We start from the raw sequence: 12,851 nt of genomic DNA on the forward strand, positions 1-12,851 counted from the left end.
GATGCCCCGGCGCGGCCATTTTTTGATGGCGACGGTGGCTCTGTACCGGACGTTTCCGGTGGTCCGGGTCTTGCCGGTATCAAGCAAAAAATGGGACGCGGCAGCGGGTGCTGCAACGTCCCGGTGATGGTTCGATCAAAGCGCCGGAAGATCACCCGGCGAGGTGTCAGGCCCACGCCAAACCGGCGATTTTGGGCTCCTTTACGGCGCGTCCCATCGCCAACAGATCAGGAAGTTTTCGCGCGAGATAGGGGTCAGCACCGATGCGCCGCCGGATCGTCGGATTGGTGAGCCGATCGCACAGTTCGGGCAAAGAAATTTCGCCGGTACTCATGGCGTCGACGCCCGTGTATTGAGCAGCGCATGGGCGTTCGCCTCGGCAAGATTGGTTGCCGATGCAGCGTCGGGACTGACCGCCAGTTCAAGCCGGATCGGTGTGTTCTGATGATCGCGATGGATGTGGACGCGGCGGCCGAGATACTGAGTCTCGTCGACCACCGCAATGACAGCCGGATCATGGTCGAAGATCACGGTCACGACGGCCAGCGCGAGGGGGCAGACGCGGGTCTCAAACGAGAAGATCGGATCGTCGATCGTGCCACGGTGGAGGGAGATCATCCGAACCGAATGACACCCACGACCGAGTACCAAACCCCTCCAACCCCGCCCCCACCGCAACAGCGTTAAGCGCCCGCCACTTACTCCACCTTTGCCCCCTCCCCACCCGCGCCCTTCGCGTGAAACACCGTCTTCAAATTCATGAACTCGTGCAGCCCGAACGGCCCCAACTCGCGCCCGTGGCCCGATCGCTTGATCCCGCCGAACGGGGCCTGCGGCGACGACGCCAGCATATGGTTGACCGCGACCATCCCCGCCTCGATGTCGCGCACGAAGCGTTCCTCCTCCTGACGATCGGCCGTCCATACCGAGGAGCCGAGGCCGAAGGGGATGGCGTTGGCGAGGGTGATCGCTTCATCGATGTGGGTGGCGCGGAACAGCATTGCGATGGGGCCGAAAATTTCTTCGGCCATCAGCGGGCCGTCCGGTGGCACGTTAGTCAGGATGCCGGGGGTGAGATAGGCACCGGGAAGGTCGGGCTGCTCGCCGCCGAACAGCAACGTCGCTCCCTGTCTCTTAGCCTCCTCAATCTGCCCCACCACCGTGTCGCGCTGCTCGAAGCTGGAGAGCGGCCCCATCACCACTTCGGGGTCGAGCGGATCGCCGACCTTCGCCGCGCGCATCGCCGCCGCGAAGCGATCGAGGAAAGCGTCGTACACGTCGGCGTGGACAATCATCCGCTTGGCACAGATGCATGATTGCCCGCTGTTCTGGATGCGGCCCTGCACCGCTGCTTTCACCGCCTTGTCGAGATCGGCCGAGGGCATGACGATGAACGGGTCCGAACCGCCCAGTTCGAGCACCACCTTCTTCAGATTGCGCCCGGCAGCTTCCGCCACCGCGATCCCCGCGCCTTCGCTGCCGGTCAGCGTCACCGCAACCACCCGGGGGTCGGCGATCAGCTCCGCCACCGCGTCCGAACCGATCGCGAGGTTCTGGAACAGCCCCTCGGGCGCGCCGGCGGCGAGCGCCATTTCCTCCATCAATCCGGCCGCGCCCTGCACGATGCTGGCATGTTTGAGCAGCGCGACATTGCCGGCGAGGATGGTGGGGGCAAGGAAACGCACCGCCTGCCAATAGGGGAAGTTCCACGGCATGATCGCCAGCACCGGTCCCTGCGGACAGAAGCGGACCTCGGCGCTGCCGGCGTCGCCCAACGGGAAGTGCTGCGGTTCGAGCATCGCCGGGCCATGAGTGGCGTAATGGCGGAAGGCGGCGGCGCATTTCCCGACCTCGGCCACCGCAGAGGCGAGGGTCTTGCCCATTTCCGCGGTCGCCATCCGCGCGAGGCGATCCTTGTTCGCGTCATACTGTTCGGCGATCCGCTCGAGCAGCGCGACCCGCTCGGCCAGCGGAGTCAGCCGCCATGCGGCATAGGCCCGCGCGGCACGCGCGAGCTTCGCCTCGATCTCGTCCGCGCCCAAACGGGGATAGGTCGCGATCTGCTGACCGGTCGCGGGGTTGACGCTCTTGAACATCGGGGAACCTCGAATGGCGTGCCGGCACGGCGGCGGTTGCCGGGAAAAACGCGGGTCATGGAAGCGGGTTGCCGATCGGCCGATCGGGTGGTTCGAGAATTTTCCCAATTGATGGTGCAGCTTGCTGCGGCTTGGCGGCGCATCATGCTGTCCTGCGTATGGCTATCGATCAAAATGGCGGAAAACTGCGGTTTTTTGAAACTGGCACGGCGGCTGCAAAGCAGAAAATATAACCGGAACCAACCGGACACACACAGGGAAACACGATCATGACCGCCATCCGCTTCGCCGCTTCGACCGTTTTCGCCCTCGTCGCCGCCGCTTCGGCCCATGCCGCCGAGCCGAACGCCGCCCCTGCTCCCGCACCGGTCGCTGTCAGCAGCGCGGCGCTGGTCGTCACCCTCGCCGCCGGCCCGGCCGCGCTCGCCCATCAGGCATCGCCCACCGCGCGCTACTGCTTCCAGGTCGAGCGCGTCGGTTCGCGCATCGCTCCCAAGGTTTGCCAGACCCGTGCCCAATGGGAAGCGAACGGCGTCGATCTCGACGCGGCGCTGGCCGGTCGCTGACGGGTCCGGGGCGGGGAAACCCCGCCCCTTGATACCATTGCGTCAACATCCATCCTGCGCTCAGGAGAGCAAGCGATGGACGGCGATGTTATCCGGATCAGGGCGATGATCCGCCTGCTGGGGGCGTTCGAAGGCGGGCGCCCCTCGCCGATCCGGGGAAGCTATCGCCCCAGCCACAATTTCTTCGGACCCGCCGATCGCGCGATGATGATCGGGTTCATCGATCTGCCCGAGGGCAGCGAGCTACGACCGGGCGAGAGTATGGAGGCGTCCATCGCCTTCTGGCAGGCACCCGGTCTGGATGAGCTGCTCCATCCGGGGCGCCAATGGCGCATTCAGGAAGGTCTGAGGCTCGTGGGGATCGGCACCGTTCTGGCGGTGCTGCCGCCCGGAGAGGATCAGTGACCGTAGCGTTTGATGCCCCGCTGGCGCAGCTTGCGGCGCTGGCGGCGGTGCAGCGTCACCGCCACCCAGGGCGCGGTCAGCAGCAACACGCCACCGATGATGGTATAGGCCAGCACTTCGCGGGTCAGTTCGATCATGCGAGCCCTGTCGCAACTCAAGGGTGGATTGTCACCCCTGAAAACAGTCAATCCGTCTCGATCACGGCTCCTGCAATCGTTTTCTCCTGTCCAGCGAAATGATTCGAAACAGGTTCGCACCATAGCGACAGGAAAAATATCCTCATTCTATCCAATATGTTGAACATCATTGAGGTGTAGACACGTAGACAATCCTACCTGTCGTATACTGCCATCCTATCGACGGGCAATCGCCCGCATCGCATCGAGCGCGATCTGGCGACCGACCGCATAGGGGCCCGGTGCCGCCACGCTCGCCCGCACGAAGCCGCGTTCGCCCGCGACATAGGGTTGCGATCCCACCGGCGGCCGGCCGGTGCTTACCGCCCGCACGACCACCTGTCCGCTCGCCAGATCGCGCCCGACGATCCGGCGGCGGCCGTCGTTCATCGCCACGACCTCCAGCGTCCATTCGGCACGGCCGAGCAGCGCCCGCGTCTCGATCGACTGGACGTTGGCGGTGTCGTTGCCCAGCGCCGTGGTGCGCAGGATCGCGGTGCGATCGATCAGGCGGACGCCGGCATCGGCCAGCGCATCGCTGAAGCCGCGTTCGATGTCGAAGTCGCGCGCCTCGTCATCGGCCGCCGCGCGACGGCCGGGGTCGAGCGTGCGGGTGGTCGTGACCTTCTCGGCATCGATCCAGCTCGAACCGTTCGCCGTCACCTCGGTATCGGTGCCGCGCCGCCAAGCGGTTTCGCTGCGGCTGCCTGCGGCGCGTTGCTCGCCGTCGACATGCAGCCGCGTCACCTCCTCGCGCGCGCTGTCGAGGTCGACGGTCAGTTCGCGGTTCCAGAAGACGACGACCCGCGGCCGCCCCGCCGCGGCATAGGCGGCGGCAAAGCGGGTTAGTTCGATCCGCGCCGGATCGGCGGCGGCGGGCGGCGGCGGCAACGTCAGCGGCTGACCGCTGCGGGCCGTGGCATTTCCCGCCATCGGCGGCTGCCCGTCACGCCACTGGGCGGTGGCGGGAACGATGCTGAGCGCCGTGGCCATGAGCGCGATCGACAGCCGGGCTACGGTCATTGGTCGCTGCGCAGTTCGATCAGATAATGCGCGACCGCCGTCGTTCCGATCGAGCGCTCCTGATAGGTCGCCATCGACAGCGGCGCGATATGCACCACCCGCCACACTGAGGTCGGCTCGGTCGGATACTGGCTGGCGTCGAGGAACGACGAGCGGACCTCGATCGCGAGCGGCGCCTTGGTGCAATTGACGATCCGCGCCATCACCTCCAGCGTGTCGGCGGGGGTCCGCCTGGCGAACAGCCCCTCGACTACCACCTGTTTCCACACCCGGTCGTTCATCTGCACCGCATCCAGCGACACCGGCGTCATCGCGCGCGGCACATTGGCGACCAGCGCCGGGCCGACCGGGGCGGGCGCACGCCGCGCCGCGCCGATGCGGCATTTGAGCGGACGGTTCTCGCGCGTCTCGGCGGCGCTGCCGCCCAGCAGCGCGATACCGCCCAGCAGCAAGGTGGCGATCACGACCGGCTTCACAGCACTTGCCCTTCGAGCGCGGTGCGGAACGCCCGGTTCTTGTCGATCACCGGCTTCTTGCGCGCCTGCGACGCGGCGACGCCGTCATCCTCGCCGACGATCGTCTTGCCATAGGCCACCGGGCGCGATCGCATCCACACGATGCTGCATGCCTTGGGGTCGGCCCGCATCGTCTGCCCGGTCAGCTCGACCGGTCCCTTCTCGCCCGCATAGGCGACCGAATAGGTCCAGTCGGGCGCGGTCGCCTTCGCCGTCGCGACCATCAGCCGGTCGGGCAGCCCGTCCCACATGCGGATGTCGGCGCGAGTCTTCATCGCCGAGGAGAACATCGAGAAGGCGAGGCCGGCCAGCGCCATATAGCCGCCCGAGGCATCGGTGCTGGTCAGCCCCTGCGTCATCAGCGCGGTGCCGAGGCTGTCGGTGCCCTGCTTCCAGTTGGCCTTGCCGTTCATCAGCCCGTCGATCGCGCGGCCGCCGCGCGTCGTCGCCTGATAAGTCACGCTGCTGGCGGGCAGCATCGCGAGCGTGGCGGGGCTGCCGCCGGCGCTGTGGGTGATGGTGGCGAGCGTCTCGGGATAGTCCGCCCCGCCCTGGAACAGCAGCTTCTGCGCCTGCGCGCCATCACGCGCCTTGACCGGGCCATTGCCCAGCTCGGCGATGAAGAGGACGTTGTCGCCTTCCCCGGGCAGCGTCAGCGCCTTCTCGTTCTTGGTGGCGAGGTCGAAGAATTCCCGCGCGGCGGTATCGCGCCCCTGACAGTGCAGGCTCCATCCGCGCAGATAGTTCATCATCGCGAAGTCGGCCTGGAACTCCTCGCCATCGGACAGCGTGTCCTGCCGCTCGGCTTCCTTGAACGCGGCATGGGCGTTGCCGTAATCGCCGGCCTGAAGATACAGCAGCCCGCGATAATAATAGGCCATGGCGCGCTCGTACGGCTCGCCCTTGTAATCCTTGTTCGCTTCGTTGTGGAACACCGACCGCGCGGTCGCCGCCTGCGGATTGTCGGCATAGACCGCCTCGATCCGTCCCAGCGCCTGATCGAACGCCCATGCGGCATCCTTGTACAGCCCCGCCTCGAACGCCGCGAGGCCGAGCCGCTGGAAGTTCAGCACCGCATTGCGCTCACCCCCGGTATAGAGGCTCTGGTAAAGCGGGCGCAGCTTTTCGGGCCGGGCGCCGACATAGGCGGCGATCTGGTCAGGATAGGGTCCATCGCCATATTTGGCGCGCAATTCGCGCTGCTTCTTCTCTTCCGCCTTGGCGGCGGCGCGCGCGGCCTTTTCGGCGGCCTTGGCCGCTGCCGGATCGGTGACGGGTGCGGCCGCCGGCGCGGCATCCTGCGCGGTGGCGACGGCGGTCGGTGCCAGCAGCGCGATCAGCGCGGCGGCGGTAACGAAGTGGCGCATGGTATATCCCCCCGGATAGACGTGGTCAGCGGTAAACGATGTCGTCGCCTGCGGCGCGCAGGATCACATAGGGCTGGCTGGTCCATGGCAGATCGCCGGTTTCCAGATCGACCAGTTCGAAGACCACCTGCGTGCGGCGCTGGACGAGGCCCGATTTCGTATCGCGCGAGTCCAGCGAGCTCATCTTGCCGATCAACTGATAATCGACCCCCGACACGCCCTGCGTCATGCCGCGCGTGCCGCCATCGGCGACGCCGGTGCGCTTGAGCTCGCGCTCGCGCATCACGATGTCCATCGATTCCCGGCTGACGAAGCGGATCCGCCCCGCCGCCGCGCGGCTGAGGCTGGCGCGCAGCGAGCCGGTCAGCATGTCGCGGTCGATCCGCTGCGAGCTGTCGTTGTAGAATTTCTCGCTGTCGATGACGACGCGCGGCGGGGTAGGCGTACCGACGATGTCGGGGCGCGACATCAGCTCGCGCATCACCTGATCGGCCATCATGTCGATGTCGCGCGATTCCAGCCCCACGCCGAAGATCGCGCCGCGCCCGGTCGGATCAAGCTCGGTCGCCTGCGTACCACGCCGGTTGCGCTGGGCCGAGGCCGGCATGGCGACCAGCGCCACGGCGGCGATTGTGCCCATGATGATCGATCCGCGCATATGCTCCCCCGAACTGCCTTTGCCGCGCTCTCCCCGGAGCGCAGCGGCGTTGCCCCGCCCCGGGTCTGCGCGCACCCGGCCCTGCCGCGCCATACGCCATCTGGCGTATGGCGCGGCGATGCGGACGGTCACGCCGGCCCCATCCGTGCCAGCAGCGCGATCAGATCGGACTGGCGCGACACCCCGGTCTTGGCGAACATCCGGCGCAGATGGACGCGCAGCGTCGTCGCCCGGCAATCGCGCGCCGCCGCCGCGGATTCGAGCGAATGGCCGCTGGTCAGCAACGCCGCCAGCGCGGCTTCGCTGGGGGTCAGGGCGAATGCCTCGCGCCACAGCGACGGGGCCGGGGCCGGACGGCGCGCGGGATCGATCAGCGTCACGATCGCGGCGGCACGCGCCGTCCGCTCCCGCGCCTCGATGCGGCGGATCACGACGATCAGCGGCGTCCGGCCGACCGGACGGCAGCAGCGCACCGCCGCCGTATCGGCACCGCCCGTCACCACCCGGGCGATCGCCGCGTCGAGCCATCCCTGATCGCCCGGGGCCACCGTCCGCAACATGGCACGCGGCAGCGCGCCAGACAGCGTCACCCCGTCGCTCCCTCCCGCAATCGCGACGAACGCCCCGGCCGCGACGACCACCTCGCCGGCCTCGCCCAGCAGCGCCGCCGGCTCGACCATCGCCTCGACACGCCCCTGCCATGCCGAGCTGCCGCGATCGTCGAGCGCATCACCGCCCGGTACGTCCATCCGGGTGCGCTCGAATATCGCCACCCCCGCCCATGTTCCGTCGGCCACCGCGTTCCCCCCGCTGCCTGATGGCTACAAGGGGTAGCGGCATCGGTGGCGCGGCGGGGGTCGCAATGCGTCGCAAGCCATCGCAATAGGTCGCGGGAACCCTTATTCGGGTTCGATCCGTTCCTGTCGCAGTCTGCCCAGCGCGGCGATCAACGCGGCGTCGCCACGCCAGCGGTCGCGAATGTGGCGGACGAAACCCGCCGCCCCCCAGCGTTCGCCATGGGTGCGGGCGTCATCGAGGATCGCGCCAAGCTGGCCCCGTTCGCCGGCAAGGCTCGCCACGAACGCCGGCCAGCTATGGTCGGGACGTTCGGCGCTCTGGGTATAGGACAGCGCGCGGCTGAGCATCACCGCATAGGTCGCGGCATACCGGCCATCGCTCGTCGCGGCATCGATCGCCAGCGTCCGGTCGATCGCCGCGCTATAGGCGATCAGCTCGCGTTCGGCGCGGGCCTGCGCCCGGGCGCGCAGATGCAGCGCATAGCCCGCAAGGTCGCCCCCGGCCAAGGCGACGATGCTGAGCGCGTCATGCGCGCTCGACAGCATCGGCTGCCGCCGCGCGACGTCGTCGAGCATCTGCCGCGCCTCGCCCACGCGGCCTGCCATCCACAGCCCCCAGCCATAATCGGCCAGCAGATAGGGCGCGCCCGGCGCCAGCATCCGCGCCGCATTAAACTCGCGCGCGGCGGCGGCATCCTCGCCATTGTCGGCAAGGATATTGGCATACCATAGATGCGCCAGCGGATCGCGCGGACCGTTGGCGACCGCCCGGCGGAACACGACCCCGGCGCGTACCGGGTCACGGTCGCACCAATAGGCGGCGACCCCTTCGACCCGATCGGCGACGACCGATCGCGGCATCACCGCACGCGCCGCATCCGCCGCACGGCGCGCCTCGGCGAAGGCGACCGCATCGGGTGTCGATCCGAACTCGCGCGCCAGCAGCCATGCCTCGGCCAGCGATTCCTGCACGCCGGCATGATCGGGGTGGCGCGTCGCGATTGCCCGCAACACCGGGATCGCGCGGGCGAGGCGCGCGCCATCGCGCAGCGCCACATCGTCGCGCGCGGTGACGTAGCGGGCCATCGTCGCATCGGACAGCGCCCCTCCCCCGGCACCGCGCCACTGCCATGCCGCCAGCGCTCCGCCGCCCAGCGCGATCAGCCCCAGCGCCGCACCCCGGCGCGACCAGCGCGATGGTGGCAGCAAAGGCATTGCGACGATGGGGGGAGCTGTCGGTGGATCGTTCGGCGGCAATTCGGCGACCATCCCGGCCCCCTGCCCCGCCATCCACGCATCGAGTTCGTGCGCCAGTGCATAGACGCTGCGGCTCTTGCCACCGGGCAGCGCATGGACCGGCAGGCCACGGTCCCCCGCCCAACGGATCGCGGTCGAGCGGTCGCGGCCGAGATAGGCGGCGATCGACTTCCACCCGTCGATGCGATGGTCCCCAGGCTTCTCCACCCCGTCTACGGCCCCGTTTTCCAACGCAGCCCCCGCTGCGACGGCCAAGCCATAGGATGGGCCGCCGGATCGATCCAGCGCGTATTGATTGCCTTTGTACCGGGGCACCAACTTGTCGGATTGTCGACACATCGACAAATCGACAAGTTGGTGAAGGTCGGCGGCTACTCCCCGACCGGGCTCTCGCCATATTTGCGCAGCACGTCGTTGAACGCCTCGGCCATCAGCGCCTGCAGGCTGCGGTCTTGCCTCCGGGCCAGCATGTGCATCGACAGCGACATTTCGGGGGTGAAGAAGCCGGCGATCTGCTTGCGCCCTGCCCGGCTCGGGACGGCGGCGGGTTTCGTCTCGGACGGCGGGGCCGCGACCGGCTCGGGCAAGATCCGCGCGCGCAGATTGGCGAAACTCGGCTTGCGGCTCATGCGCGGATCTTTCTGAAACGGGGAACACCCATGTCGAGCTGTCGACATGTCCACTTGTAGAGCGCGCGAACCTCGTCCGCCGCCTTGCCCTCGCCATCGCTCTCCAGCACGGTGCGCCCTTCGGCGCTGGCGTGGCGATAGGCGGCGCGATCGGGCAGCAGCATCGGGCAGGGCGGCGTGCCGAAGCTCTCCACCAGTTCGCCCGCTTCCTGATACACCCGCGGTGCATTGGGCGGCCCGGCGGTGAAGACGACGAAGGCGGGCTTGCGCAGCAGTTGCACCAGCTTGGCGCTGGTCTGGATCGCCGACAGGTCGAACGCGCTCGGCCGGCATGGGATCAGCACCAGATCGGCGATCTCGACCGCCGCGCGTGCCGCGCTGTCGGCATGCGGTGGCGTGTCGATCACGATCACTTCGGCACCCTGTTCGCGCGCGGCGGCGACCTTGGCGGCGAGGCGGGGCGGGGGGCTGTCGATCACTTCGGGCGGGGCATCACCGCGCCATGCCGCCCATTGGCTGGCGGTCGCCTGCGGATCGGTATCGATGACGAGCGCCACCTTGCCCGACGCCTGCGCCGCGGCGGCGAGATGGAGCGCGAGCGTGGTCTTGCCCGCGCCACCCTTCTGACTGATGATCGCGATGGTCGTCATGTCGGATGCTATAGGTGTCGACAGGTCGACAATGCAACACGCGATGCCGCTGGTGAGGATATGCCGTCAGTCCCGCTTGCTCTCGCCGGAGAGCATTGCCCCGGCAACGCCGGGGCTTCCCCGTTTCTGTTTTGGGGTTTTCCGTTTGTAACCGTCGGCACTTTTGCTTCCATCGTTCAAGATAATCCGGCGACCGGTACGGTCGACGTCCGAACTTCCCCTATCAATAGATTTCGAGAGTGGTTCAGGATGGAAATGAGACTCGCACTCGGCACGATCGACTGCCGCACCTAACCGGGCGAGCATCGCACCCAGCTCACCGCTGACACTCGCTTCGGCCAGTTCCCGACAGGTAAGCGTCGCCAGCATCGCCGCATGCCCGGCTGCGCGCTCGGCCTGGTGTTGTGCGACATCGTCGGGGAGCGGCACGGCCTGAAACCGGCGCGGGAGCAGCCGCAACAGTGCGGCCGGGCGCAGCGCGCGGTAGATATTCGAGGTCTGGCGATAGCGCGCCTCGCCATCGACGCCGCGACAGAAGCGCCGTTGCCGCTGGAGGAAACCGGCCGCTTCGAGCAGGTTGAGCGCCCGCGCCACCGTCGCCCGGCCGAGCGCGGTCGCCTTGGCCAGATGGTCGTAGCTCGGGAACACCTTGCCGGCGTTCAGCCGGGCAAGCGTGCAGATTTCCTCGAACACCCGCACCGCGCCGGCGGTGAGCGCGGCGATCGCGCGTTCGGGAGCGCTCAGCTCGCGCGGCTCGCTGCGCACCTCGCGTCGCAACCGCCGCCCGGCGTCGAGCGCGGCGCGCGCCATCGCCAGCAGCCGGTCGGTCTCGCCCTTGCCCGGCACCGCGAAGAAGCGCGCCTCGATCGTTCCCGCCTCGACGCTGCCGCGCCGCACCGGACAACGCGGCCGGGCAGGGGCGAACGCCCGCGCCGCCACGTCACGCAATGACAATGCCATCGTTTCCCACCCCTGTGTCGGGCCGGGACCAAAAAATGCAAAAAGGGGCGTGGCGCGAAACGCGCGTCCTTGATCCGGTAGGGAATCGGGGGTATTGAAAACCACGTTGTGAGTGGATGCGACGTTTGGCGACGTCGTTTCAAAACCCTGGGACGCCCGGCCTTCGTGCCGGGCTTTCCTTTATGTGGTCACGGCCATTCCCTCATCCGCCGACCCAACGCCGGCTTCTCGGGCCGACTGTCGCAGATGATTTCCAACAACGGAAGCGTTCCCGGTTCGTGCTTTCGCGGATGATGCACGAAAATCGTTCGTCCTATCGCGGATGAACCCCGCCGGATTCGTGCTTTCGCGGATGCCAAAGTGTGCCGGATTCGTGCTTTCGCGGATGCGTGCGACGTTTGACCGCTATTCGTCGTTCCCCGAGTCGGGGGCCTCCGCCGTCACCTCCGCATCCGATTCGCCGGCATCGTCCTGCTCGATCTCGGGCAGGCGCGGTTCGATCCGCACCTGGGTGTACCCCGGCGTCCGTGGTCCCTTCGTGCCGCTCGGCGGGGCGTTGGTCGCGCCGATCAGCACCAGGCGATAGTCGGGGATCGCATCGGCCTCGACGATGGCTTTCAGCGCATGGCGGAAGTGCGGCAGCGAATTCTGATAGCCCAGTTGCCGCCGCAGCTCGTCGAGCTCCATTTCGCACGGGCCGTCGCTGCACGATGATCTTGCGATCTCGTACAGCCGCCGCTCGACCGGCCCCAACTGGAAATAGCCGCTGGCGTAATCGAGGATTTGCCCGTCGTGCAAGATCGCGCGGTACAACCAATCGCACAGTCGAACGCGGATCGCCTTCAGTCGCCGTGTGTCGCCGCCGGCATCCTTCGACCGGGTATAGTAGAGCTTCGCTTCGGACAGCCACGAGAAATAGCCTTCCTCGCCTTCGCCGCCCGCCTCGATATTGGTCTTGATCTGGGTGCCCTGCAATCGCTCCAGCGCCTGCGACAACCGGCCATAGGAGCGCGCGGAGGGGTTGTTGCCGGTCACGCAGAACAGGTCGTGCGCGGTGAAGTGGAACTCCTGGTTCACCTCTTCCCCGGCTTCGAGGCGGGCGATCATCAGGCTGGCAATATAGAGCACGATCTCCTTGTCGTAGATCGTGGCCGCGCCCTTGGCGGTCGGCACGATCTCGATCGAGACGGTGCCGTTGTCGTACGACAGCGGCCGCGTCCATTTGCCCTTGCTGAGCGCAAAGAACGGAAACGCCATCAGCGAGCGCTCGCCCCGAACGTCGGCGAGGAGCGGGCTGTCGAGCACGAACAAGTCACGCTGCGGGCGGGGCACGATCATGCGCGAACCTCGAGGCTGGCATCATCCGCGAAAGCACGAATTATGGAGCGACCATCATCCGCGAAAGCACGAATCCACAGGGGAGAGGAGCTGGAAAGGCGGGTTTTGGACGTTCTGGCTGCCACCAATTCGTGCTTTCGCGGATGATGGCGGACAGGAGGGAATTGCGGGTGAGCCATACCCAATATGGGTAGCAGGTGACGCAATCCGCGCAAACCGCCGATGCCGCGATCCACCGCCGCGTCTACAAAATGCTTCCCGTCCCCCGGATCGGATCATAACAGGCCGCAACGAAGAGATACCAAGCAGGAAAACCCCCATGACCATTCAGCGCGTTCGCAAGGCAGTCTTTCCCGTGGCGGGTCTTGGCACCCGGTTTCTGCCGGCGACCAAGGCGATGCCCAAGGAAATGCT

General features: G+C 67.3%; 16 protein-coding genes and 1 pseudogene. 3 read left to right on the forward strand and 14 right to left on the reverse strand.

Annotation, left to right across the window (positions count from 1 at the left end; all coding sequences use genetic code 11):
• Positions 1-166 precede the first annotated feature (166 nt).
• The 3 genes from ASG37_RS17790 to ASG37_RS16695 all read right to left on the reverse strand — a co-directional run bounded on the left by ASG37_RS17790 (position 167) and on the right by ASG37_RS16695 (position 2,096).
• Positions 167-334, reverse strand: coding sequence for a hypothetical protein (locus ASG37_RS17790; protein WP_156349281.1), 168 nt, complete (start codon positions 332-334; stop codon positions 167-169).
• Positions 331-618, reverse strand: a complete 288-nt coding sequence (locus ASG37_RS16690) for a hypothetical protein (RefSeq protein WP_055763098.1) — start codon at positions 616-618, stop codon at positions 331-333. The genes ASG37_RS17790 and ASG37_RS16690 overlap by 4 nt, the downstream gene beginning before the upstream one ends.
• 80 nt (positions 619-698) lie before the next feature.
• Positions 699-2,096 carry an NAD-dependent succinate-semialdehyde dehydrogenase gene (locus tag ASG37_RS16695; protein ID WP_055763100.1) on the reverse strand — a complete coding sequence of 466 codons (1,398 nt, stop codon included), beginning with the start codon at positions 2,094-2,096 and terminating at the stop codon, positions 699-701.
• Between the two features lie 269 nt (positions 2,097-2,365).
• Between ASG37_RS16695 and ASG37_RS16700 the strand changes: the two genes are divergently transcribed.
• Both ASG37_RS16700 and ASG37_RS16705 read left to right on the forward strand, forming a co-directional pair.
• Entirely contained in the window at positions 2,366-2,662 is a 297-nt protein-coding gene (locus ASG37_RS16700) for a hypothetical protein (RefSeq protein ID WP_055763103.1), read from the forward strand.
• Positions 2,663-2,737: 75 nt separating this feature from the next.
• Entirely contained in the window at positions 2,738-3,067 is a 330-nt protein-coding gene (locus ASG37_RS16705) for a hypothetical protein (protein WP_055763106.1), read from the forward strand.
• On the opposite strand, the gene ASG37_RS17945 is transcribed toward ASG37_RS16705, so the two are convergent.
• From ASG37_RS17945 to ASG37_RS16755, 11 genes are all read right to left on the reverse strand, one after another.
• Positions 3,061-3,204 carry a hypothetical protein gene (locus ASG37_RS17945; protein ID WP_164490753.1) on the reverse strand — a complete coding sequence of 48 codons (144 nt, stop codon included), beginning with the start codon at positions 3,202-3,204 and terminating at the stop codon, positions 3,061-3,063. The genes ASG37_RS16705 and ASG37_RS17945 overlap by 7 nt on opposite strands.
• A gap of 216 nt (positions 3,205-3,420) precedes the next feature.
• Positions 3,421-4,266, reverse strand: a complete 846-nt coding sequence (locus ASG37_RS16710) for a hypothetical protein (RefSeq protein ID WP_055763109.1) — start codon at positions 4,264-4,266, stop codon at positions 3,421-3,423.
• Positions 4,263-4,742 carry a hypothetical protein gene (locus ASG37_RS16715; RefSeq protein WP_235525337.1) on the reverse strand — a complete coding sequence of 160 codons (480 nt, stop codon included), beginning with the start codon at positions 4,740-4,742 and terminating at the stop codon, positions 4,263-4,265. The genes ASG37_RS16710 and ASG37_RS16715 overlap by 4 nt, the downstream gene beginning before the upstream one ends.
• Complete coding sequence (locus ASG37_RS16720; protein WP_055763112.1) at positions 4,739-6,148, reverse strand: hypothetical protein; 1,410 nt, start codon at positions 6,146-6,148, stop codon at positions 4,739-4,741. Before ASG37_RS16720 ends, ASG37_RS16715 begins: the two co-directional genes overlap by 4 nt.
• Positions 6,149-6,173: 25 nt before the next feature.
• Positions 6,174-6,806, reverse strand: a complete 633-nt coding sequence (locus ASG37_RS16725; protein WP_055763116.1) for a CsgG/HfaB family protein — start codon at positions 6,804-6,806, stop codon at positions 6,174-6,176.
• Positions 6,807-6,934: 128 nt separating this feature from the next.
• The gene (locus ASG37_RS16730; RefSeq protein ID WP_156349282.1) at positions 6,935-7,603 is read right to left on the reverse strand and encodes a helix-turn-helix transcriptional regulator; all 669 of its coding nucleotides are present in this window, start codon (positions 7,601-7,603) and stop codon (positions 6,935-6,937) included.
• Positions 7,604-7,705: 102 nt separating this feature from the next.
• The gene (locus ASG37_RS16735; protein WP_055763121.1) at positions 7,706-9,067 is read right to left on the reverse strand and encodes a hypothetical protein; all 1,362 of its coding nucleotides are present in this window, start codon (positions 9,065-9,067) and stop codon (positions 7,706-7,708) included.
• Between the two features lie 164 nt (positions 9,068-9,231).
• The gene (locus ASG37_RS16740) at positions 9,232-9,489 is read right to left on the reverse strand and encodes a ribbon-helix-helix domain-containing protein (protein ID WP_055763124.1); all 258 of its coding nucleotides are present in this window, start codon (positions 9,487-9,489) and stop codon (positions 9,232-9,234) included.
• Positions 9,486-10,139, reverse strand: a complete 654-nt coding sequence (gene parA, locus ASG37_RS16745; protein WP_055763129.1) for a ParA family partition ATPase — start codon at positions 10,137-10,139, stop codon at positions 9,486-9,488. Before parA ends, ASG37_RS16740 begins: the two co-directional genes overlap by 4 nt.
• A gap of 66 nt (positions 10,140-10,205) precedes the next feature.
• The gene (locus ASG37_RS16750; protein ID WP_082448641.1) at positions 10,206-11,099 is read right to left on the reverse strand and encodes a helix-turn-helix domain-containing protein; all 894 of its coding nucleotides are present in this window, start codon (positions 11,097-11,099) and stop codon (positions 10,206-10,208) included.
• 405 nt (positions 11,100-11,504) lie between these two features.
• Positions 11,505-12,437, reverse strand: coding sequence for a replication initiator protein A (locus ASG37_RS16755; RefSeq protein WP_055763135.1), 933 nt, complete (start codon positions 12,435-12,437; stop codon positions 11,505-11,507).
• A gap of 319 nt (positions 12,438-12,756) precedes the next feature.
• Between ASG37_RS16755 and ASG37_RS17795 the strand changes: the two are divergent.
• A pseudogene (locus ASG37_RS17795) lies at positions 12,757-12,851 on the forward strand (UTP--glucose-1-phosphate uridylyltransferase); the annotation flags it as partial.

Origin of the sequence: Sphingomonas sp. Leaf407, assembly GCF_001425385.1 — a bacterium.
In the GTDB taxonomy this organism is placed as follows: domain Bacteria; phylum Pseudomonadota; class Alphaproteobacteria; order Sphingomonadales; family Sphingomonadaceae; genus Sphingomonas.

Coding starts and splice junctions, on each gene's coding strand:
- ASG37_RS17790 (WP_156349281.1), bottom strand. CDS start 334: ATGAGTACCGGCGAAATTTCTTTGCCCGAACTGTGCGATCGGCTCACC.
- ASG37_RS16690 (WP_055763098.1), bottom strand. CDS start 618: ATGATCTCCCTCCACCGTGGCACGATCGACGATCCGATCTTCTCGTTT.
- ASG37_RS16695 (WP_055763100.1), bottom strand. CDS start 2,096: ATGTTCAAGAGCGTCAACCCCGCGACCGGTCAGCAGATCGCGACCTAT.
- ASG37_RS16700 (WP_055763103.1), top strand. CDS start 2,366: ATGACCGCCATCCGCTTCGCCGCTTCGACCGTTTTCGCCCTCGTCGCC.
- ASG37_RS16705 (WP_055763106.1), top strand. CDS start 2,738: ATGGACGGCGATGTTATCCGGATCAGGGCGATGATCCGCCTGCTGGGG.
- ASG37_RS17945 (WP_164490753.1), bottom strand. CDS start 3,204: ATGATCGAACTGACCCGCGAAGTGCTGGCCTATACCATCATCGGTGGC.
- ASG37_RS16710 (WP_055763109.1), bottom strand. CDS start 4,266: ATGACCGTAGCCCGGCTGTCGATCGCGCTCATGGCCACGGCGCTCAGC.
- ASG37_RS16720 (WP_055763112.1), bottom strand. CDS start 6,148: ATGCGCCACTTCGTTACCGCCGCCGCGCTGATCGCGCTGCTGGCACCG.
- ASG37_RS16725 (WP_055763116.1), bottom strand. CDS start 6,806: ATGCGCGGATCGATCATCATGGGCACAATCGCCGCCGTGGCGCTGGTC.
- ASG37_RS16740 (WP_055763124.1), bottom strand. CDS start 9,489: ATGAGCCGCAAGCCGAGTTTCGCCAATCTGCGCGCGCGGATCTTGCCC.
- parA (WP_055763129.1), bottom strand. CDS start 10,139: ATGACGACCATCGCGATCATCAGTCAGAAGGGTGGCGCGGGCAAGACC.
- ASG37_RS16750 (WP_082448641.1), bottom strand. CDS start 11,099: ATGGCATTGTCATTGCGTGACGTGGCGGCGCGGGCGTTCGCCCCTGCC.
- ASG37_RS16755 (WP_055763135.1), bottom strand. CDS start 12,437: ATGATCGTGCCCCGCCCGCAGCGTGACTTGTTCGTGCTCGACAGCCCG.